Raw genomic sequence first — 20,757 nt, forward strand, 5'->3', positions numbered from 1 at the left:
CGTGGGGCTGACGCACCTGAAACTGCGGCGCGTCAGCCCCAAACCGCGAGTCCTACCGCTCGTACTTCTCCACGAACGCCGCCGAACTCAGGTTTCTGAAATCGGCGAGCGCCGCGTCCAGTTGCGCTGGATTCCAGTCCCACCACGCAATCGCCTGCATACGCTCGGCGGTGCGGTCGTCCATGCGATAGCGCAGCACCCGGGCGGGTACACCGACGACAATGGCGTACGGCGGCACGTCCTTCGTCACCACGGCACCGGAGCCAATGGCAGCCCCCGTGCCGATGCTCACACCCGGCATGATGATCGCGTTGTGGCCGATCCAGACGTCCGGGCCGATCGTGATCGCGTCCTGCGCCCGCCAGTCGAAAATCTCGGCATCGTCGTCGAGCGACATACCGTATGAGCGCGAACGATACGTGAAGTGATGCAGCGTCGCGCGCCACATCGGATGATTCGACGGATTGATGCGAACGCCCGTCGCGATATTCACGAACTTGCCGATGTGCGCGTGCGCGATCTGGTTGCTGCCCATCGCGTAGCCGTAGTCGCCAATTGTCGACGCCCGCACCGCCGAATTCGGTCCGAGATAGGTAAAGCGCCCGAAATCGCTATCGCGCACAAGTGACGTGGGATCGATCTCCGGCACCTCGCTCAACACTCGCGCGCCGGTCCACGGATCGACGCCCTCCCCGCAATTGATACGTTGCATACCGCCCTGCCCTCAATGCACCAGACTGCGCAGGTACGCCGAAGCGCGCTCCGCACAAGCAACCAAAACGAACGTGACGATCAGCAGGTACGACACCGTCTGGTAGTCGAACAGGTTCATCGCCGTGAGCAACTGGAAACCGATGCCGCCCGCACCCACGAAGCCGAGTACCAGCGACGACCGCAGGTTCTCGTCGAAACGGAACAGCCCGATCCCCAACAACGAAGGCAACACGCCAGGAATGACCGCATGAGTGAGCACCGCGATGCGTCCCGCGCCGGTGAGCGTCAGCGCTTCCACCGGCCCCATGTCCATGTCTTCGATGACTTCAGCGAACAGACGGCCGAGCATGCCGACCGAGTGCACGGCGAGCGCCAGTGCGCCAGGGAACGGACCGAGACCGACCGCCGTCACGAACAGCAACGCCCACACCAGATCGGGCACCGCGCGCGTCACACCGATCACTGCGCGTGCACCGTAGTACAGCGGCAATCCCGGCGTGACGTTCTTCGCCGCGAGAATCGCCAGCGGGAACGCCAGCAGAATGCCGAATACCGTGCCGAAGATCGCCAGGTCGATGGTTTCGAGTACCGGGCGCAGGTTCGGAATGAACTGAGCAAAATCCGGCGGCATGGCACGCGAGATGATGTCGGCCATACCGTGTGCACCGGTGATCAGATCCTGCGGACGCGCCTGCACGACGATCCACGCCTGCACGAACAACGCGATGGCGATCAACACACCGATCAGCGTCAGCGCGTGGCGCACGCCCGCAGGCATCTCTCCCGGGCCACGACCGCCCCGCATTTCAAGCACTGTACTCATGAAGCCTCGGCGACATAAAGATTGGCGATTTGACGGGCGGACACTTCACTCGCCGGCTGGTCGAACTCCATCACACCGCGACGCAGTCCGACCATACGGTCGGCATAGCGCATGGCGAGATCCGGCTGATGCAGCACCACGACCACAGCCAGTCCGTCCTCGGTCGCAAGACGGCGCAACAGGCGCATGACTTCGTCGGCGGCCTCGGGATCGAGACTCGCGACGGGTTCATCGGCCAGCAACACATGCGGCTCCTGCGCGAGGGCACGGGCGACGGCGACACGTTGCGCCTGACCGCCCGACAGCGTTCCAGCACGTTGCTTTTCGAGATGCAACAAACCGACTTCGTCGAGATAAGCCCGCGCCGGTTCGACAGTTTCGCGCGGCACACGTCCGAGTGCGGTCGCGAGCGTGCGATGACGTCCGAGCGCGCCACAGCACACATTGGCGATCACGCTGCGGCGCTTGACCAGATTGGCGTTCTGCGAGATCAGTGCGAGCGGCAGACGCGCTTCGCGCAGCGGCTCGCCGGACAGCTTGACCAGATCGCGTCCGGCCAGATTCACGCTGCCCTGCGTCGGCCGGTTGATGCCGACCACGCACTTCATGAAGGTCGATTTACCGGAGCCATTGCTGCCGAGTACCACGACCATTTCGCCGGCCTCGACCGACAGATTGAAATCGCGCAACGCGGTATGACCGTTCGCGTAGCACATCGTCAGATTCTGAACGGCGAGCTTCACACCGGGGGCGAGTTTGGTGCGGCGAAACGCTCCCGGCGTGCTGGCATGGGCAGCCCCGGTGGCCGCGAACGCGCCAGCCGGGGTCAATGCCAATCCGTCCGTTGATTTGGACAAGGTGTTCACAGTTTCGACAGATCGATATGGAGGGTGGAGACGAGATCGCGAATCTGGTTGTAAGCCGCGTCGTTCTGCGGCACGGTCTTGAGCGCCGGGGTCGCGTTGGCGGCCATGAACTTCTGGTCGGCTTCGGGCAGTTCCTTCAGGTCGAGGTTGGACAGGATCTTCGCCAGACGCGACTTGAACTCAGCAGGCAGATCGCCACGAACGGCCATCGGGTCCACCGGGATCGGGTCCGACTTCCACAGCGTGACGTAAGCCTTGTCGTCGTATTCGCCGTGCAGACGTGCGCTGGAGATTTCTTCGCTGTTCAGCTCGCCAGCGACGACCTTGTGGTTACGCAGGGCTTCGAACGACGCCGTGTGGCTACCCGCATAGATGGCCTTCACCCCCTTGTCCGGGTCGATGCCGTTCTTGCGCAGACCGTAGGCCGGGAACAGGTGACCCGAGGTCGATGCCGGATCGGCGTACGCGAACGACTTGCCCGCCGTGTCGGCAAGCGTCGTCACCCCCGAACCCGGCCATGTGACGATCGATGCGTAGTAGTTCTGCGGCGAGCCGTTTTCGTTGGCGAACGTGGCGACGGCTTCGGCGTGCGCGACCTGATGCGCGAGCACGTAGCCGAGCGGGCCGAACTGTGCGAATTCGAGCTTGTTGTTGCGCATCGCTTCGATCTCGGCGTTGTAGCTCGTCGCGATGTACAACTCGACCTTGCAGCCAAGCTTGTCGCCGATCAGCTTGGCGAGATCGGTGTAGACCGGCAGCATGCGTGCCGACGATTCGTACGGCTCGACGCCGAAGCGCACGACTCCATTGTTCGGGCACTCGCCTGCGGCGTGTGCTGCACCGCTGGCGACAGCGGCAAAGAAGGCGAGCGCGGCGAAGCGTTTGATAGCTTTCATGAATTCCCTCTGGGTTGTACTACGGGCGTGCGAAAACTCTGCTGCGGATTCTAGGAATCGGATATGACAGAACCGTGATGCATTTATCTGAACGTCTAGACGATTTTGTTACTAAAAATTACGCCCTGAATTCGTGACGATTCTGCATACGGACACGCCAACGTCACACATCCATCACGTCGCGCGCACTACAATGCGCCCTGATCGATGAACATATGAAGTCCAGAGGATGACGTCGCTATGACAGCGAGCGGGAATGCAGTATTGAGTACAAATGCAGGCAATGGGGCGCGTGTGGAGCGCGGCGCAGGCGTAGCCGTCTGGCGTCAGATCGAGCAGATTCTCGCCAGGGAGATTGCCGCCAACGGCTTCGGTGACGAAGGCCGCCTCCCGAGCGAAGGGGAACTCGCGAAACGCTTCGACGTGAACCGTCACACGGTGCGACGCGCGGTACTGGGGCTGGCCGCGAACGGTCTGGTGAGCATCGAACAAGGACGCGGCACCTTCGTACAGCGCGGCGCCATCGACTATCTGATCGGACGACGCACGCGCTTCACCGAGAATCTGCGTCAGCAACATCACGCAGCCGAGGGACGGATGCTCTCAGCGGTGCGTCTTCAGGCCGATGCGGCCGTCGCTAAGGAATTGGAATTGCGTGTGCGCGCCCCGGTGTGGCGCATCGAGTCGCTGCATGCGGCCGACGGCGTGGCGCTGACCTACGCCTGCAACTGGTACCCTGCTGCGCGCTTCCCGGATCTGCCTAGCCTGCTCGAAGAAGACAGCAGCATCACGCACGCCCTCGCCTCGATGGGCGTGCCCGACTATCTGCGCAAGTGGAGTCGTATCGGCAGCGTCCTGCCGGACACCGAGATCGCGTGGCGGCTCGGCGTCAATCGGCAGCAACCAGTGCTGTGGGTCGAGAATGTCGACGTCGATCTCGACGGTGTGCCGATCAAATACGGCATCACGCACTTCGCTGCGGACCGCGTTCAGCTGATGGTCGATACTTCGACCTAAGCAGCGCGGGACCGGCAACGGCGGCATTGATCGATATCGATGCCGTGCCACCGGTCCCGCAATCACTTCATTGACATCAGTTCGCCATAACCGAGACGGCCTTCGTCACGAGATAGGCTTCCATCGCTTCCGGTCCGCCTTCCGAACCGTAACCCGAATCCTTCACGCCGCCGAACGGCATTTCGGGGGACGGCGCGGCCGGCTGGTTGACCCACAGCATGCCCACTTCCAACTGCTGCGAGAGCAGGTGCACGTTGCGGAACGATTGCGTGAACGCGTAACCGGCCAGGCCGAACGGCAGACGGTTCGCTTCTGCAATCGCGTCTTCGAGCTTATCGAAGCCACGGATGGCGGCCACCGGTCCGAACGGCTCGTTGTTGAACACATCGGCTTCGAGCGACACGTCGGTCAGCACGGTCGGTGCGAAGAAGTTGCCGGACGTGCCGACGCGCTCGCCACCGGTTGCAATCGTCGCGCCCGTCTTGCGAGCATCTTCGATCACGCGGCTCATGGCCGTGACACGACGTGCGTTGGCGAGCGGGCCGAGCGTCGTGCCTTCGGCAAGACCGTCGCCCAGCTTCAGCGATTCGGCGTGTTTGACGAGCGCTTTCGCAAATTCGTCCTTGATGCTGTTGTGCACGAGAAAACGCGTCGGCGAGATGCACACCTGACCGGCGTTACGGAACTTCGCGCCGCCTGCTGCCTTGATGGCCAGTGCGAGGTCCGCGTCTTCGGCCACGATCACCGGCGCATGACCGCCCAGCTCCATCGTCGCGCGTTTCATATGCAGACCGGCCAGCGAGGCCAGTTGCTTGCCGACCGGCGTCGAGCCGGTGAACGTGATCTTGCGAATGATCGGGTGCGGAATCAGATAGCTGGAAATCTCGGCCGGATCGCCGAAGACCAGCCCCACCACACCTGCCGGAACACCCGCATCGACAAAGGCCTGGAGCAGCGCGGCAGGCGACGCCGGGGTTTCTTCCGGCGCCTTGACCAGGAACGAACAGCCGCAGGCCAGCGCAGCGCTCAGCTTGCGCACGACCTGGTTGACGGGGAAGTTCCACGGCGTGAAGGCGGCGACCGGACCGATCGGCTCCTTGAGCACCGTCTGCTGCGCATTCAGATTGCGCGACGGCACGACACGGCCATACACGCGCATGCCTTCGTCGGCGAACCATTCGATGATGCCTGCGGCGGAGAGCACTTCGACACGCGCTTCGGCGAACGGCTTGCCCTGCTCTTGCGTCATGAGGCGCGCAATCGAATCGGCACGCTCGCGCACGAGGACAGCAGCCTTGCGCATCGTCACGGCACGCTCGGCGGCCGGAATCTTGCGCCACGTGGCGAAACCACGCTGGGCGGCTTCGAGCGCGCGGTCGAGGTCTGCGATGCCCGCGTGTGCGACTTTGCCGATGGCGTTGCCCGTCGCCGGGTTGACGACATCGAGCGTCTTGCCGCTGGCGGCATCGCACCACTCGCCGTTAATCAGAAGTTTGGTGTCTGTATAACCTGACGTAACCATATGTATTTCCTGAGAATGATTGGGCAATGAAAGGTGCACGAACCGACCGTCATCGGCCCTCCGTACGCCTCGCTGCGCATTACATCGACGCTTCCAGCATCTCGCGATAATCCTCAGCCGAGGCATCTCGCGGGTTGGTCTTGTGGCTGTGATCTTTCAGCGCACCCTCGATGATGCGCGGGAACTGCTCGCGAGTCACCCCCAGTTCCGCAAGTCCGCCCGGCAGGCCGAGTTTTGCGGTCATCGCGGCAATCGCCGGACCGACGTCGTCGCCCGAGGCTAGCCCCATCGCCTGCGCCAGCCGGTCGAGCTTTGCATCGTCCTGCATCGAAGGTGCCGTGCGGTTGAACGCGATCACGGCAGGCAACAGGATAGCGTTGAGCGTGCCGTGGTGCAGGCGAGGATTGATGCCGCCCAGCGAGTGGCTCAGGCTGTGCACACAGCCAAGGCCCTTCTGGAAGGCAAGCGCCCCTTGCATCGATGCACTCATCATGTTCAGGCGAGCCTCACGATCGGACGGCTCGCGTGTCGCGCGCTCGATGTGCCGCCAGGCGCGCCACAGGCCGTCGAGCGCGATACCGTCGGCGGGCGGGTTGAACGCCGGGGCCATGAACGTTTCCATGCAGTGCGCGATGGCGTCCATGCCGGTCGCTGCCGTCATTCCGGCAGGCAAACCCAGCGTCAGTGCTGGGTCGCAGATGGCCACGCGCGGCACGACGTACGGAGAGATCACCCCGACCTTGCGGCCGTCGTCGAGGATCAGGATGGCGCCCCGGCCGACTTCGCTGCCGGTACCGGCGGTCGTCGGAATGGCGATGACCGGGGCTGTCGCCGACGTGATGCGCGCCGCGCCCCCTTCAATCACGGCGAAACTCTGCAACGGTCCCTCGTGCGTTGCACACACCGCAACCCCTTTGGCCAGATCGATGGACGAGCCGCCGCCCAGCGCGATCACACCGTCGCATTCGTTCGACCGGTACATAGCGACCGCCTCGCGCACGACCGATTCGTTCGGGTTCGGCGGCGTCCCATCGAAGACCGGCACCGACTCGCTCTGCCCCAGCGCGCTCAATACGGTGTTGAGCAAACCGGCGGCCCGAATGCCCGCGTCCGTCACGATCAACGGGCGGCGGATACCGATGCGTTCGCATTCACTCGCGAGAAGCCGGATCGAGTCGAAGCCGAACTGGATCTGGGTGATGTAGTTGATGAGGGACATAGTGGATGACGAAAAGTTATAGGAAAGCTATGCTCACGCAGAGATTTCGCAGTGTATGGCCCATCGCGCTGCGGCGATATTGACAGCATTTGATAGCGATATAACTTTTCATCAAGACAATGATGCCTCCCTCGCTCAATTCGATCATTTCCCGGCTGCACGTCAAACAACTCCGATTGCTCATCGCCATCGAGGAACACGGTTCGTTGCTGGGCGCGGCCAAGCAGCTCGCGATGACGCAACCTGGGGCGAGCAAGGCGTTGCATGAGATCGAGACGACCTTCGGCACCGCGCTGTTCGAACGCTCGAACCGCGGCCTCGAGCCAAACGCCGTCGGGCACTGTGTGATTCGCTACGCGCGCCTGATCCAGTCGGATCTGGCGCACCTGCGCGAAGAGATGGTCGGGATCATGCGCGGACATGGTGGGCGCGTGTCGGTGGGCGTGATCATGGGGGCCGTGCCGTTGCTCACCGACGCCATCACGGCGGTCAGTGAAGCGCAGCCCGAGATGTCGATTGAAATCGTGGAAGACACGAGCGCCGCCCTGCTCAGCCAAATCGATGCCGGTCGGCTCGATCTCGCCGTGTGCCGCACAAGCGTCAGCCAGACGCCCTACCTCTACGACAGCACCTTCGTTCAGGACGAAACGCTCGCCGTCATCGCCAATACCGCGCACCCGCTGGCCGACGCCGCCCATGTGTCGCTGGAAGATCTCGCACACTATCGCTGGGTCGTCTACCGGGCCAACATGCCGATGCGACGGCTGCTGGAGCGGGAGTTTCATGACGCAGGGCTGCGGTTTCCCGCGCATTTACTGGAAACGACGTCCGCCTTTGCGACTGTGTCGTTGCTCCAGAAGAACCCGTCGCTGGTCGCGCTGGTGTCGATCGACGTGGCGCGCTTCCATACCGGACACGGCATCGCCTGCACGCTGCCCTTGACGCTGTCGTCGCTCAGCGAGCCATACGAACTGGTCACGCGACGCGGTGCCCCGCTGTCGCACGGCGCACAGATGCTAATGGATGCCATCGTCGCGAACGGCGCCGCCCCGGGCGAATAAGCCGCACGCCCTTCTCGCCCACGGAGTTGCAGGTATGCGTCTCTCGCATGGCTAAGGGACGCAAAACGGCCGTCTGCTCTGAGTAAAAGTTATAGCGCTAACGCAAACGTTCAGTGTACTGCCGCCCTCCGCCTTTGTAGACTTCGTCCGGTCATTAAAAAACAAGGTGGAGACAATGAGCGGAATAGCGCCCAACAGCGCAGGCACCCCCGGCCTGACGTCAGCAATGAAAGAATCGATGGTGCCCGACGCCGAGCGTCGGCGCGCACTCCTTGGCAGTGCCGTGGGCAGCACCATCGAGTGGTACGACTACTTCCTCTACGGAACGATGGCGTCCATCATCTTCGCGAAGCAATTCTTCCCGAGCACCGACCCGCTGGTCAGCAATCTGCTGGCGCTGGCGACGTTCGCGCTGGCATTCGTCATTCGTCCGCTGGGCGGCGTGATCTTCGCGCACATCGGCGACCGTGTCGGGCGCAAGAAGACGCTGGCCATCACACTGACGATGATGGGCATGTCGACGGTACTCATGGGCTTGCTGCCCAATTACGACCAGATTGGCGTATGGGCACCGATCCTGCTCTCCCTGCTGCGCCTGATGCAAGGGCTGGCGCTGGGCGGCGAATGGGGCGGCGGTGTGTTGCTGGCGGTCGAATATTCGCCCCGCCATCGTCGTGGATTCTACGGTGCGGTACCGCAGACTGGCGCGGTGCTTGGGCTGGCGCTGGGCAACATCATCACGTCGCTGCTGAGCAACTCGATCAGCGACGCCGACTTCCAAAGCTGGGGATGGCGCATTCCGTTCGTCGGCTCGATCGTGCTCGTGCTGATCGGCATGTGGATTCGTAACGCCGTGGGCGAGACGCCGTCGTTCAAGAAGATCATGGCCACGCGAACCGAGACGCGCATTCCGCTCAAGGAAACGTTGCAGGATCACTGGCGCTCGGTGCTGATCGCCATTGGCGCGAAGGTCGTGGAGACGTCTACGTTCTTCCTGTACGCCACGTTCACGATCTCGTACATGATCGGCCACGGCTTCCAGCGCTCGGACATTCTGAACATCGTGCTGGTCTGCGCGCTGATCGCCTTCCCGTTCATGCTCTATTTCGGGCATCTGTCGGACAAGATCGGGCGCAAGAAGGTCTTTCTGTGGGGCACAGTCGCATTCATCGTGTGGATCGGGCCGTACTTCTGGCTACTGAATCAGAAGTCGATTGTGCTGGCGTCGGTGGCCGTGGGCGTGGGCCTGAGCGTGATCTGGACGACCTATGGCTCAATGATCGGCACATTGCTCGCTGAGGCGTTCCCACCGTCGATTCGCTATACCGGGATGTCGCTCGGCTATCAGATCGGTGCTGCGCTCGTGGGCGGTCCGATGCCGCTGATTGCCACCGCGCTCGTCGCCTACTTCGGCGGCAGCTACGTGCCGGTGGTCTTCTTCATGATCGCGTGTGCGCTCGTGTCGGTCGTTGCCGTCGCGCTGGTGAAGGATCGTAGCGGATTGCCGCTGGACGACTAACCGTCTCGCTCGCAACTCGCAAAAAATGGCCGCCAGCGTCAAACTGGCGGCCTTTCTTATTGCGTCGAACGGCTCAGAACGATCAGCGGGCCGGGACCGGGGGCAGCGATTCGTGCGTGCCCGACGTGCGCTGCGCAGCCTTGTGCACCATCGTATAGGCGTAGTCGACACCCATGCCGTAAGCACCGGCGTGCTCCTTGACGAGCTTCATCACGGCGTCGTAGGTATCACGGTGTGCCCAGTCGCGCTGCCATTCGAGCAGCACCTGCAACCACGTGACCGGCACCGCACCCGCCTGCACCATGCGCTGCATGGCGAAATCGTGGGCTTCCTTGCTGGTGCCGCCCGAGGCGTCGCCGACCATGTAGATTTCGTAGTCGCCTTCGAGCATGGCGCACAGGGCGAACGTCGTGTTGCAGACTTCGGTCCACAGACCCGCCACGATCACCTTCTTGCGGCCGTTGGCCTTGAGCGCGTCGCGCACCTTCTGGTCGTCCCACGAATTCATCGAGGTACGCTCAAGCGTCTTCGCGCCGGGGAATACATCGAGGACTTCCGGATAGGTGTAGCCGGAGAACGATTCGCTCTCGACGGTCGTGATCGTCGTCGGGATATTGAAGATCTTTGCGGCCTTGGCCAGACCGACCACATTGTTCTTCAGTGCCTGACGGTCCATCGACTGAACACCGAACGCCATTTGCGGCTGGTGGTCGATGATGATGAGCTGGCTGTTCTGAGGGGTCAAGACTTCGAGCTTGGGATTCGACATGGTCAGGGTCCTTTGACTTTACCTTTGACGTTACATTACGCGCGCGGGTGCACAGTGCAACCCGACGAAAGACTAGTCGACCCAGGGGATGCCGGAATATCACCTGATGGTATTAGTCCTCAAAACGGTGGCGCGGCAAGCGCGCGGCCGTCAGCCCGCAGCCGCCTTGCCAGCGCCCGCGCGCCGGTCCCAGCCCTCGGCTGGACGCACTATCGTGTCCGGCACGACCACGACGCAGTTCCGACCGTGTGCCTTTGCGGCATAGAGCGCAGCGTCGGCTCGGGCCATCACAGTCGCCAGGGTGTCGTCCGCGCCGAAAGCGTCCACACCGGCACTGAGCGTGGGCACCACATCCCGGTTCGGGACGCATGAGCCGGAGGTTGCCACAATGTCACGCAACCGATCGACGAGGCGGCCCGCTTCTTCTTTCGTGACGTGCGGCAGCAGCAAGGCAAACTCTTCCCCGCCGATGCGCCCGACGACATCCTCGGCTCGGACAGAGCGCGAGATCATTGACGCCACATGCGCCAATGCACAGTCCCCGGCAGCGTGCCCATACCGGTCGTTCACGCTTTTGAAGTTATCGATATCGAGAATGGCGACGGACAATGGCACGCGCCCCATCCCGCTTTGCATGGCAACCGTTTCGGCGCGTGCAATGAAGGCGCGGCGCGCCAACACGCCGGTCAGGTCGTCGTAGGTGGCGAGCCGCTCCATCCGGTCCGCGAGCCGGTCGTGCGCCAGCAGCACCATGCCGACCGACAGACATGGAAGTGTGAGCGTCGCCATGCCGAGGAAGAGCACGTTCAGGGGTGTCGGCTCAAGAAATACCGTTTCATGGACGAGGCCCACGGCATAGGCAATCGAGCGAACCCCGTGCACAACCGCCCCGAGCGTTGCGGCCACCGATACAAAGTAATACGCGTACTTGGGCCTTCCGGGCGGACGGTGCCTCAGCACCATCCAGCCGATGTTAAAGCGTACATAGGCAATGACGCCCGAGATCATTGCGCTGCGGGCATCGACGTGCGGGGACACGAACGTCCAGTACATCAGCAAACCGAGGACCGCGGCAATCGCCACGTATTCCCACGCGTAGTCGGGTCGTGTGTTCAGAAACTGGCGGAAACCCTGTACTCCGAGCAGTGAGGCAATCATCAGCAGGCTGCTCGACGTAGCGACGACGATATCCGACGTGCCGGAGAGCAACAGCGCAGACGTCACCGCCAGCAGTCCGCTCGCCACGCTCCACAAGCGAACCCCCGGCACGTGCGCCTGATACAGCGAGCCGAGAACCGCCACGCTCATGACGCACGAGAGGATCGCGATGCTGATGAAGACTGCCGGGATAGACATGTAGGCCTGGCGAAGTATTTTGTTTCGTATATCGCCGGGACGGGCTATGGGCTATGAGTGCTGCGCGGCCCCCTCGATGGTCATCCCCGCGATGACCCCGTCTCTCGGCTTGTTTAGTCGCCAGCATAGCTGAAATCGGTGACGGGCCCACGTCGTTTTACAAACGGCGTGGCCCGTCCTATTTCGCTCTCTTACCGCCAAGGTTGAGGAATCTTGTCCGATTAAGGCTGATCGTCGCGCGCTTTGAGCTGGTACTGGTACCAGGCAATCACCGCGATGATGAACAGCACCAGGAAAATCGGGATCATGTAGCCGCGCGCGAGCCATCGCAGGAACGGATCGCAGAACAGCAACGCCAGTCCCAGCAGAATCCACATGGCAGCCATGACCACCGCAGGTGCGTGATGGTAACGCGCCATCCATTCCCGCCAGCGGCACGACGCGTAGTACGCCACGCCGCACCCGATCAGCAACAGCAGCACGAGCTTTGTCGCCAGCCGGAACGCGTAGAGGTTCTCGCAGACCGTCTTGCACACGGCAGACGATTGCGCGCCGGGCGGATCCTGATAGTGATCCGCGATGCACTCACTGATGCTGCGCGTCAGCGTACAGGCCTGCACGCCCTCCATCGCCTTGGGGACCAGCGAGTCGACCGTCGGCATCGTCGGATCGGTCTTCTGCGCTGCGTCGGCGGCGCTCAGCGGCATTGGCCAGAAACCGATCCCGCCGAAATTGTCCTGCGCATAGACGATATCGTCTTGCAGTTGCTGCCAGTTGTCGTTGTCGAACGTGATGACGGGCACGATCTGGCGCAGCACGGTCATGCGCTCCTCACCGTGTAGCCCCGCTTCGACCGATTCGCGCAGCGCCTTCTTCGAATCGGTGGTCGGCTCGTCGAGCAGCACCAGAAAGTTCGGCCGACGCTTCTGGTCGCGGTCGACGCGGGCCAGCAGGTCCGTCACGGCGTTCTTGTCGCTGTCCGTCACCAGTTGCATGAGGTTCGCGTAACTGTAGACGCCATGCCCGACGCGGTCGTGCCGTAGCATGACGTCGATACGATCCCCCGCCCTTGCCTTGCGCAAACGGCTGCGCAACTGATCCACGAACTGGTTGAAGGCCTGCACCGACACCGGGTCTTCCGGATAGCCGTCGAAGAACAGCACCACGCCACTGCCGTTGGTCGGTGCAAAGCGCGCGCCGAATGGAAGATGATTCGAGACGGTGGCGGTCCAGTTTTTCAGCCCGGTCGAGAGCAGCCGCACGATGTCGTCGCTCAGACGATTGAGGACGGCCACCTTACGGTCCTTGTCGAGCCGGGTCCAGGAGCGCCAGTCGTTGCGCTGAATGACCCACTGCACGTTGCTCTGATGGCGCTGAGCGACGGACACGAAGTCTGCGGGCAATGACGCCGACGTCTGTGCCAGATCCACGAAGCTACTGCCGTAGTTGGCTTGCACCAGCCGTCCGGTATCGTCGAAGGTCGCCCCGTAGTAGCCAATGCGCGAGAGCGTGCTGAAGTCGACGTTCTGCTTCGGCCCGGCCATCCAGAACGGGAAGAAGCCGTACACCTCCCCGTCCAGACGGTCCAGTACACACCCGCAGCCGTTGCCGTCCCAACTCACCTGTTTGTTCGGGTCGAACGCGGGCTTCTTGCGCGCGGTGGCAACCAGCGACGGGCGGAATCGGTCGTACAGCGCCTGCATCAGTTGCGGCAGCGACAACGTGTCGACGTTGCTGCATGCGCCCTTGCGCCACAGTGCTTCGAGTTGTGCAAACAGCGCGGGATCGCGCAGGACCGCCGACAGTTGCTGCATCTGTTCGGCGGAGACCTTGCGTGCGTCGGCCACGCTGCCCGGAATGCCTGTGGGGCACGCGCCCACGCCCTCGCGCAAACGCGCCATCACGGCCCGGTCGAACAGCCACAATTGGGGATACTGCAACCCTTGCAGCCCCTTGAGCATGCCGAGGATGACCGGTGGCACCGACTCGTTCCTCCGGCTTGATGCCAGCTCCGCGAGCGCCTGCGCCGTCAGCACATAGGTGGTTTGCGATTGGGCCGCCCGTACGATCTCGGGGACATATGGGTCGACCGGGGTTTTGATGTCGGCAGTGGCGTCGAGAATGGCTTCGTTGAAGTCCGCCTGACTCGCATACTCTTCCGTCAGCCCGGAGACGGCATCGATGATCGCCGTGGGCACACGGGCGTCGTTGCGAAGTTGCGCAAGCGAGGCATCCGTCAGCTGATAGGTCGTTGTGATCGCGACCGCACGCGCTTCCGGCAGATAGGCGTCCGCCTGCTTGCCCAGGTCCTTGAGCGCATCGAGCACCGCGGCGTCGAACAGTGGTTGGTTCAGATACACCTTGTCCTGCAACGCGGAAAGGTGATCGATGACCTTCGACTTCGACGCCAGCAATGTGAAGTCGGCGGCGTCGAGCGTGTAGTTGTAGATCGTGAGCAGCGCGCGGTCGGGATCGGGACCCGCGTTGCGGCTACCGTCGGTGTCGAGGTGATACAGCCACAACATGGCGGCGATCTCGTCGTCCGTGCCCGCGAGACGGATCTGGTAGTAGCGCGCCTGCTCTTTCGGCTCGAAGCCGTCGATCCACTTCCCGAGGTCTGCGCCGACCAGATCGGCCTTCCATTGCGGATGCGCGCGCACAATCGATGCGAACTTCAGCAGCGCCTGCACCGACGCGCTCGTCAGATTACCCACTGGCTGCATTTTGAAGTCGAGCCAGAATCGGTTCAGCCACGACAAGGTGATCGGGCCGACGAGGTTGTCGGACAGGGGCCGCGTGCTCTCGCGGTACGCCTGAAGATAGGCCGGATCTTCCGAGTAGATGATGAGCAACGCTTGCTGGATGGCACGACGCGTGGCAGGGGCAAGATGCCGCACGAGATCCGCTGAAATCAGCACGGTGGCGGGGCCGGACGTCGGTTCGGGCTTCACCTGAACGGTGTTCACGATGTGCCATGCCTGCTCGGGCGTCATCGGCTTGCCATCGCTGCCGATGGGTGGCGCCATGCGTGAGAACTTCGCCGTGGACGCTTCGGCGGGTGCCGCGACGGCTTGCGTGGGCGCACCTTTGACGCCGACGGGTTGCGAGGCTGGTGCAGTCGCTTCGACAGGGTCGGAGGGGACTCCGGGAGATGACGCAGGAGTCGCCACCGGCGCCGCTGGTGTAGTGACGGCAGACGAAGGCTTCGCGACAGCGGCCGACGCGCGCGACGCGACCGGCGCGACCGTGCCAGAAGCCGCTTGCGGTGCTGACGCCACCGCCGCGCTCGCCAATATCGGCTCTGCGTCGACGGCCGCTGTGAGCATGAAAAATCCGAGCACCGCCGCGCCGAGTAACGGCATCCACCTGCGGGCACATCTCAGAAAGTCGACAGGGCTCATATCAGATCGTGCGTCCTTCTTTGATGTGTTCGCGTCGGATCGCGCGCAGCAAGTCGCCTTGCTTCACGACCTGACGGCCGTCGCGCTCCGCCCACATGACGGCATGCCGCGCCACGTTGAGCAGCGCACCACCCGAGAGCACGTGTTCCGCTGCGAGCGCGGGCAGATCGACGTCATCCGACAGCCCCCGGCGTGCTGGGAAGAGATTGCGCCACAGTTGCAGTCGCTGGATTTCATCCGGCATGGGGAAATGGATCGCACTCTGGAAGCGCCGAGCAAAAGCTTCGTCGATGTTGTCCTTCAGGTTGCTCGCGAGCAGCACCACACCGGGATAGTCTTCGATGCGCTGAAGCAGATAAGCGACCTCCTGATTGGCATGACGGTCGTTGGCGGTACTGCCCTCGGTGCGCTTGCCGAACAGCGCATCGGCTTCGTCGAAGAACAGAATCCAGTGTTTGTTCTGCGCCTGATCGAAGACGTTCGCCATGTTCTTCTCCGTCTCACCGATGTACTTCGAGACGATCTTCGACAGGTCGATGCGATACACATCCACGCCAGCCGCCTTGCCGAGCAACGTTGCCGTAAGCGTCTTGCCCGTGCCCGGCGGACCGTAGAACAATGCCCGGAAGCCGGGTTTGACGATGCGATCGAGTTGCCAGCGTTGCATGATGCCCTCGCCGTCGTCGAGCCATTGCCGGATCTGGTCGATCTCCTCGATGACGTCCGGCGTGAGCACGAGGTCTTTCCAGTCGTGCTGCGTCGTGATGCGCTTGGCAGGAAATCCGGCACTGTAGTCCGGCTTATGCTCGCGGCCCGATGTGCTGCGCTCAAGGAAGTCGCGCTCGATATGCAACGCGGCGGCGAGGGCAGGTTCGCCGTCCGCCCGGCGTTCGAGTCGCAGAATCGAGGCGCGGGCGAAGACGTGGTCCGCATCGAACAGCGCCATGACGTCGAAGCGGCGGCTCAGATTGTCCCCTGCAAGGACGAACGCAGCGGTCTCCCCGGTCGGCAGCAGACCGTTGTGATGCTGGGCGCGCCATCCCCCGAACTCGGTGAACTGGCGCTCGGTGTTCTTGTTCTGCGTAAAAAGTAGATCCAGGGCTTGCGGGCGGACGTGCGGCAGCATCGCGAGCATGAGCACGATACGTGCGTCGAAATCATCCGCCAGCGCGTGTTCGAGCAAGGCACGGGCGAACGGCGAGGGATCGTCCGTCAGATCCGGCGGCGTATGCGCATAGATGTCATGCGGCACGCCCTCATGCATGAAATATGCGTGCAGCCGCGTCTCCAGCACTGCGCCGAACCAGTCGATCTCGCGCGACAGGCTCGCGGCGTTCGCACCCAACGGGTCGAGGGGGTCTGATGGATCGGTCATGCCCACTCCACCCATAGCGTCTGCTCCATCCAGGACAGACGAATTGTCGCGATGCTCCACGGCAGACGATCCAGCAGCATGTCGTATGGCGCTCGTCTCACTTTCAAATGCCAGCCATCCTCCTCCAGCGACAACCGGCCCTCACGTTGCAAAAAGCTTCCGCGGAGCCCGTCGCGAGAGGTGTTACCGAGGGCGGACCAATACTGAATGATCACGTCGAGCATCTGCTCGCACATCATCGACTCGTCTTCCGTGATGTCGAGATGGCGTGCCACTGGCGTGTCGAAGCGCAGTCCGCAAAGCAGCTTGTGCATCGTCAGATGCGGCTCAGGGGCTTCGGTAAGGCCCGAGCCGACGTAATGCAGCAGCAGCACGGCGCGCTCTGCGGCTTCGTCGCTGACGAATCGGTGCTCCTTTGTCAGGCCGAGTTTGTCCCAGAGGTGAGTCGTGAACGGCCAGGTCAGGACCATCCCGGCGTACGGCACCATCAACGGGGTTTGCAAGAGGTGGGCATCATCGGTGACGTCGGCAGTGCGCATATCGATGCCGGTTTGCTGTTGAACGCGCGAGGCGAGCGCGGGTGGCACGGCGACGTTCGCGTGACGGGCAAGTTGCGCCACAAGTGATATTGCGAACGTTGCGGCGTCGAACGGACGCTGCGGCAGGAATAGCCACGGGAACAGGAAACGCCAGCGCGCACGTTGCAGACTCGCCGGTGCGACCGTCTCGACGGTCGTCGCGAACAGATCCGTGATGTCGCTGGAGACGCGCAGCATTTGCGCCACTTGCGGCGTATCGCGGGACGACAGCCGCGCGATACCCGGCCACAGCGGCTGCGGAATCAGATCCAGCCAACGCTCGGCCAGCGCCTCGTCTTCAGCGGCCGTCGCGATGACCGGCCTCAGCACATACGCGCCCGAGTAGACCGACTGTCGAAGCCAGATGTCGAAGCCTGCAGGCGGAGTCCTGCCCTGGCGGAAGTCCGTGGAGGTAAGGTAGGCGATGAAGTCTTCCGGCATGGCGGGCGGACGGGTTGGGGATGTCGGGGGAAATGGGCCGAGTGCATTGAGATCCAGATCGTCCGGGGATGACGAAGCGGCTTGCGCAATCGCCGACTCCGCTAACAGATCAAGATCAAGTACGGTGTCGCTGGCAAGCGCGGTAGCCACGCTCGCGTAATAGCGCCCGGTCGCGTAGGCAGGTAAAACACCGTTCTCAGCATCGATGTCGATGTCGATGTCGATGTCGATGTCGATGTCGGGCGCATTGTCGAGAATCGAGCGATAAAGCACTTCTCTGTGCGCATCGGGAATCGACACGCTGACGGCGATCATCGTGTCGATGATGGCTTGCCAGTGGTGCGCGTCGATCCCGGCAAGAGCGGACTCGCGCGTCGAAGCTATCTCCGCGACCATTTGCCGGAGGTCGAGTCGCTGAGCGTCGGACAGCGACGAGGCGCGGGCGATCAGATCCCCGCCTTGCAGGTTCACCTGCTGGCGAAACTGAATGAGACGCTGGATCGTTGCGGTAGCGGTGTGAAGGCCCATTGGGACTGGCACCGGCGCTGGAGGTACTGCATCGGCCGTCGATGACTCCAGCTGTCGGCGGTCACTGTCATCCGTGTCGATCCTGTTGGCCGTTCTCCGGGAATGCGCAACCGTGCCCGGCGAAGTGGTGGTAGCGGTAGCAGTTGTGACGGTGGCTCGCCACAGATCAAGCGCCTGACGTGTCCATGCTGTCGTCCCGCGACTCAGAGCGACGGCTTCTAGCGCAGCGAACGAAACGGATGGGATTGACGACGTGGACGTGACCGGCGCAATGGCACGTAACCGCATGAAGATTTCATGCCAGACTTCCCGCTTCCATCGGTCGAACTCGGTCTGCGACGGCACGTTCCGTGTGATCGGCTCGGCGTGCGTCTCACGTCCGCCGGTATGGGCAAGGCTGAGAAATCCGTCGAGCACACGGGAAGTGTCGCCGGGCGGCCGCTCAATAGAACTCGCCGACACCTGAACCGCATCAACCAGTTGACCGACTGAAACCTCGGCGAACGCCTCCCAAATGGCCGCTGCGGACGGCACCGTCAACGTTGCCAGATCGACAAGCATCGTTTCCGGAAAGCCCTCCACGACGCGCATCAACACCGTGTCGTACGTCGCATAATGACGCCAGATGGACGCAAGCGCGGCGCGCTCTGCGTCGGTCCATTCAGCCCAATCCTCATGAAGTGCCACAGCTGAACCGCTCAACAGCGCCTGGATCAGCGTGTCACGGCGGCTCTTCGCCTGCACATGCGGGTCGAAGTCGTCTGAGGTTGGCTGCGCGTCTGCTACAGATGGTGGCACTGCGGGTTCGGCCGACGTCGGCTCGCCGCCAATACTTCGATGAGCGAGTCCGGTACTGCTGGCATCGCTGCTCGCCAGTGGCAAACCATCGTCGTCACGCCGATCGCCGTCAGTGAGACGACTCTCGCCGCGCGTTGATGCTTGCGATCGACCTGCCGGTGCGCCTACGGCTGCGGGCATCGCGTCAGAATCGTAGATGCCCAATATCGCTGCGATGTCGTTAGACCACGCGTTTCGCCACCCCCACGTTCGATAGACGTCATGGTCGGTACTCTGTGAACTTGTCGCAACGACAGAGGCATCGGCTTGTTTGCCATGTCCCTGCGCCGATCCTTGTGTCACATCAAGACGCACCGCCACCAGAAGCGTCAACATGTCCTCAAGCATCGACACCGGAAACGTCAGTGCGATGTGCTCGCGCAGATCGGAGACAGACAGATAGCGACGCAGCGCTTCGCGCAAAGTGTCTGCCTCGTTGGCCACAAGCGTCGGCCAGACGCCGTAAAGCGCCTTCGCCTGTGCACGCATCAGGGCCGTAGCGAGTAGTGCCTTCAGGCCAGACCGTGTGAGCGATCTCGGCGATGCGTTGGAGGTGAGTACCGGCGCATGAGGCAGTCCACCGGATCTCGCGTCGTGAATCGCGCTGGGTGTGGCGTCGGGTGAAAGAAATCCAGCCATACCGCCTTCCCTCACCGCCCCATTCGCTTTCGCTTCGGCAACGCGGTGCAGGGCATCGATCATCGGTGAACGTGCCGAACCCGCTTGAGATACCTGGCCCGTCCTCGCAGCGTCTTCCGCACCCGCGCGTCCCTCATCAGCCCGCGTGTGTTCTCGCACCTTCGCGACGAAATCTAACTCGTCGTGCACCAGCCCCCGCACCGACGCGATCGACAGCACCGCTTGCCAGACACCATGCCACGGCATTTCTCGCAGGTCGACGCCCGGCGGAAGCAGGCCCATCGTGAGCAGCCGAGCACGTGCGGCCGTTTGCGCCTCGGCGCGCTGGCTCGAATTCCAACCGACGCTCTCCAGCAAGCGATCCAGCCCACCCAGCTGTCGCAACCACCCGGACGCCTCCGCCGGACGCAATGCCCGAATGAGTGCTTCGACTCCGTCCGCCGGAAACTGCTTCGCCAGCCGCTGGATCAGCGTGTCCGACGAAGCGCTTGCCCGAATTCGTTGCCGCACGGTCTGAACGTCGCCCGCCAGCACCCGGGCCAGAAGCGCTTCGATACCGTCGGCTGCCGCTGCGTCGGTATCTCGATGCGGACCTTCGTCGCGGCGTAACACATGGTTAGGTTCTGTCTGCACGGACCCTGGCATCGAACCCGGCCTCACCCATTGGCCGGACGCCAGAAACGCCATCAGATCCGTCGCATCAGCCGTCGCGGCGGTCGCAAACTTGCTGACATGAGGTCGCGACGCCGCCTGAGACTGCACGGAAGCATCGGCACCGTCCGGTTGCCGTTGCCCGACCGCCGAACCACGATGACCGCTTCCAACAGCACGACTACCAATGCCGACGCCACCAATACCCTCACCTGCTCCGCTATGCTCCGCAGCGCCATCCACTGCCGAACCTTCGCCCCGCCACATGACCAACACACTCGCCAGCGCTTCCGCCAGCCGCTCGGCCAGCGTCTCGGGCAGATCCTCTGCGTACACCTCGCCAAGGTCGACATCGAGCCGATCGATACGGTAGATGTCGGCCGCTGCGCCATCGCCCGTCGCCTCATCGAACACAGACGCCACCACCGGCAGCAACTGGTCGACGACCAGCGCTCGTAGCGGGTCGCCTTGCGACATGGCCATGCCGCCCGACGCAAAGGTCAGATCGAAATCGAGCGAGCGGATCCGATGTCGCGTATCCATCG

Annotated in this window: 14 protein-coding genes; 3 read left to right on the top strand and 11 right to left on the bottom strand. The window is 62.9% G+C overall.

Features of this window, described 5'->3' with window-relative positions; all coding sequences use genetic code 11:
- Positions 1-52: 52 nt before the first annotated feature.
- Genes PCO31010_RS01470 through PCO31010_RS01485 form a run of 4 tightly spaced genes read right to left on the bottom strand, consistent with a single transcriptional unit; the run spans position 53 to position 3,299 of the window.
- Entirely contained in the window at positions 53-712 is a 660-nt protein-coding gene (locus PCO31010_RS01470; protein WP_150662675.1) for a DapH/DapD/GlmU-related protein, read from the bottom strand.
- Between the two features lie 12 nt (positions 713-724).
- Positions 725-1,537: a phosphonate ABC transporter, permease protein PhnE gene (gene phnE, locus PCO31010_RS01475; RefSeq protein ID WP_150662676.1), complete on the bottom strand. Its 813-nt coding sequence runs from the start codon at positions 1,535-1,537 to the stop codon at positions 725-727.
- The gene (locus tag PCO31010_RS01480; protein ID WP_373275308.1) at positions 1,534-2,394 is read right to left on the bottom strand and encodes a phosphonate ABC transporter ATP-binding protein; all 861 of its coding nucleotides are present in this window, start codon (positions 2,392-2,394) and stop codon (positions 1,534-1,536) included. Before PCO31010_RS01480 ends, phnE begins: the two co-directional genes overlap by 4 nt.
- A gap of 5 nt (positions 2,395-2,399) precedes the next feature.
- Entirely contained in the window at positions 2,400-3,299 is a 900-nt protein-coding gene (locus PCO31010_RS01485) for a phosphate/phosphite/phosphonate ABC transporter substrate-binding protein (RefSeq protein WP_039398374.1), read from the bottom strand.
- Positions 3,300-3,563: 264 nt separating this feature from the next.
- Between PCO31010_RS01485 and phnF the strand changes: the two genes are divergently transcribed.
- Positions 3,564-4,316: a phosphonate metabolism transcriptional regulator PhnF gene (phnF, locus tag PCO31010_RS01490; protein ID WP_150662677.1), complete on the top strand. Its 753-nt coding sequence runs from the start codon at positions 3,564-3,566 to the stop codon at positions 4,314-4,316.
- A 76-nt stretch (positions 4,317-4,392) separates the two neighbouring features.
- Here the strand turns inward: phnF and PCO31010_RS01495 are convergent, their stop codons facing one another.
- Positions 4,393-5,838 (bottom strand): NAD-dependent succinate-semialdehyde dehydrogenase, encoded by a 1,446-nt coding sequence (locus PCO31010_RS01495; protein ID WP_150662678.1) that lies wholly within the window; start codon positions 5,836-5,838, stop codon positions 4,393-4,395.
- A gap of 79 nt (positions 5,839-5,917) precedes the next feature.
- Positions 5,918-7,057 (bottom strand): iron-containing alcohol dehydrogenase, encoded by a 1,140-nt coding sequence (locus PCO31010_RS01500; RefSeq protein ID WP_150662679.1) that lies wholly within the window; start codon positions 7,055-7,057, stop codon positions 5,918-5,920.
- A 122-nt stretch (positions 7,058-7,179) separates the two neighbouring features.
- Here PCO31010_RS01500 and PCO31010_RS01505 point away from each other — a divergent pair, with 122 nt between their 5' ends.
- A complete protein-coding gene (locus PCO31010_RS01505) occupies positions 7,180-8,118 on the top strand; it encodes a LysR family transcriptional regulator (RefSeq protein ID WP_150663446.1) in 939 nt (312 codons plus the stop codon).
- Positions 8,119-8,293: 175 nt separating this feature from the next.
- Positions 8,294-9,637: an MFS transporter gene (locus tag PCO31010_RS01510; RefSeq protein WP_150662680.1), complete on the top strand. Its 1,344-nt coding sequence runs from the start codon at positions 8,294-8,296 to the stop codon at positions 9,635-9,637.
- Between the two features lie 82 nt (positions 9,638-9,719).
- Here the strand turns inward: PCO31010_RS01510 and PCO31010_RS01515 are convergent, their stop codons facing one another.
- The 5 genes from PCO31010_RS01515 to PCO31010_RS01535 all read right to left on the bottom strand — a co-directional run bounded on the left by PCO31010_RS01515 (position 9,720) and on the right by PCO31010_RS01535 (position 20,755).
- Complete coding sequence (locus tag PCO31010_RS01515; RefSeq protein WP_150574157.1) at positions 9,720-10,406, bottom strand: hydrolase; 687 nt, start codon at positions 10,404-10,406, stop codon at positions 9,720-9,722.
- Between the two features lie 150 nt (positions 10,407-10,556).
- Positions 10,557-11,762: a GGDEF domain-containing protein gene (locus tag PCO31010_RS01520; protein ID WP_150662681.1), complete on the bottom strand. Its 1,206-nt coding sequence runs from the start codon at positions 11,760-11,762 to the stop codon at positions 10,557-10,559.
- A 221-nt stretch (positions 11,763-11,983) separates the two neighbouring features.
- Positions 11,984-15,088, bottom strand: a complete 3,105-nt coding sequence (locus PCO31010_RS01525) for a hypothetical protein (RefSeq protein WP_150662682.1) — start codon at positions 15,086-15,088, stop codon at positions 11,984-11,986.
- Between the two features lie 76 nt (positions 15,089-15,164).
- Positions 15,165-16,538 carry an ATP-binding protein gene (locus tag PCO31010_RS01530; RefSeq protein WP_174984207.1) on the bottom strand — a complete coding sequence of 458 codons (1,374 nt, stop codon included), beginning with the start codon at positions 16,536-16,538 and terminating at the stop codon, positions 15,165-15,167.
- The gene (locus tag PCO31010_RS01535) at positions 16,535-20,755 is read right to left on the bottom strand and encodes a contractile injection system tape measure protein (RefSeq protein WP_150662683.1); all 4,221 of its coding nucleotides are present in this window, start codon (positions 20,753-20,755) and stop codon (positions 16,535-16,537) included. Before PCO31010_RS01535 ends, PCO31010_RS01530 begins: the two co-directional genes overlap by 4 nt.
- Positions 20,756-20,757 lie beyond the last annotated feature (2 nt).

It is taken from the genome of Pandoraea commovens, assembly GCF_902459615.1.
In the GTDB taxonomy this organism is placed as follows: Bacteria; Pseudomonadota; Gammaproteobacteria; order Burkholderiales; family Burkholderiaceae; genus Pandoraea; species Pandoraea commovens.

Bases quoted from the DNA above. Each gene is read 5' to 3' on its own strand.
- PCO31010_RS01470 (WP_150662675.1), bottom strand. From the start codon at position 712: ATGCAACGTATCAATTGCGGGGAGGGCGTCGATCCGTGGACCGGCGCG.
- phnE (WP_150662676.1), bottom strand. From the start codon at position 1,537: ATGAGTACAGTGCTTGAAATGCGGGGCGGTCGTGGCCCGGGAGAGATG.
- PCO31010_RS01485 (WP_039398374.1), bottom strand. From the start codon at position 3,299: ATGAAAGCTATCAAACGCTTCGCCGCGCTCGCCTTCTTTGCCGCTGTC.
- PCO31010_RS01495 (WP_150662678.1), bottom strand. From the start codon at position 5,838: ATGGTTACGTCAGGTTATACAGACACCAAACTTCTGATTAACGGCGAG.
- PCO31010_RS01500 (WP_150662679.1), bottom strand. From the start codon at position 7,057: ATGTCCCTCATCAACTACATCACCCAGATCCAGTTCGGCTTCGACTCG.
- PCO31010_RS01505 (WP_150663446.1), top strand. From the start codon at position 7,180: ATGCCTCCCTCGCTCAATTCGATCATTTCCCGGCTGCACGTCAAACAA.
- PCO31010_RS01510 (WP_150662680.1), top strand. From the start codon at position 8,294: ATGAGCGGAATAGCGCCCAACAGCGCAGGCACCCCCGGCCTGACGTCA.
- PCO31010_RS01515 (WP_150574157.1), bottom strand. From the start codon at position 10,406: ATGTCGAATCCCAAGCTCGAAGTCTTGACCCCTCAGAACAGCCAGCTC.
- PCO31010_RS01520 (WP_150662681.1), bottom strand. From the start codon at position 11,762: ATGTCTATCCCGGCAGTCTTCATCAGCATCGCGATCCTCTCGTGCGTC.
- PCO31010_RS01525 (WP_150662682.1), bottom strand. From the start codon at position 15,088: ATGCTCACAGCGGCCGTCGACGCAGAGCCGATATTGGCGAGCGCGGCG.
- PCO31010_RS01530 (WP_174984207.1), bottom strand. From the start codon at position 16,538: ATGACCGATCCATCAGACCCCCTCGACCCGTTGGGTGCGAACGCCGCG.
- PCO31010_RS01535 (WP_150662683.1), bottom strand. From the start codon at position 20,755: ATGGATACGCGACATCGGATCCGCTCGCTCGATTTCGATCTGACCTTT.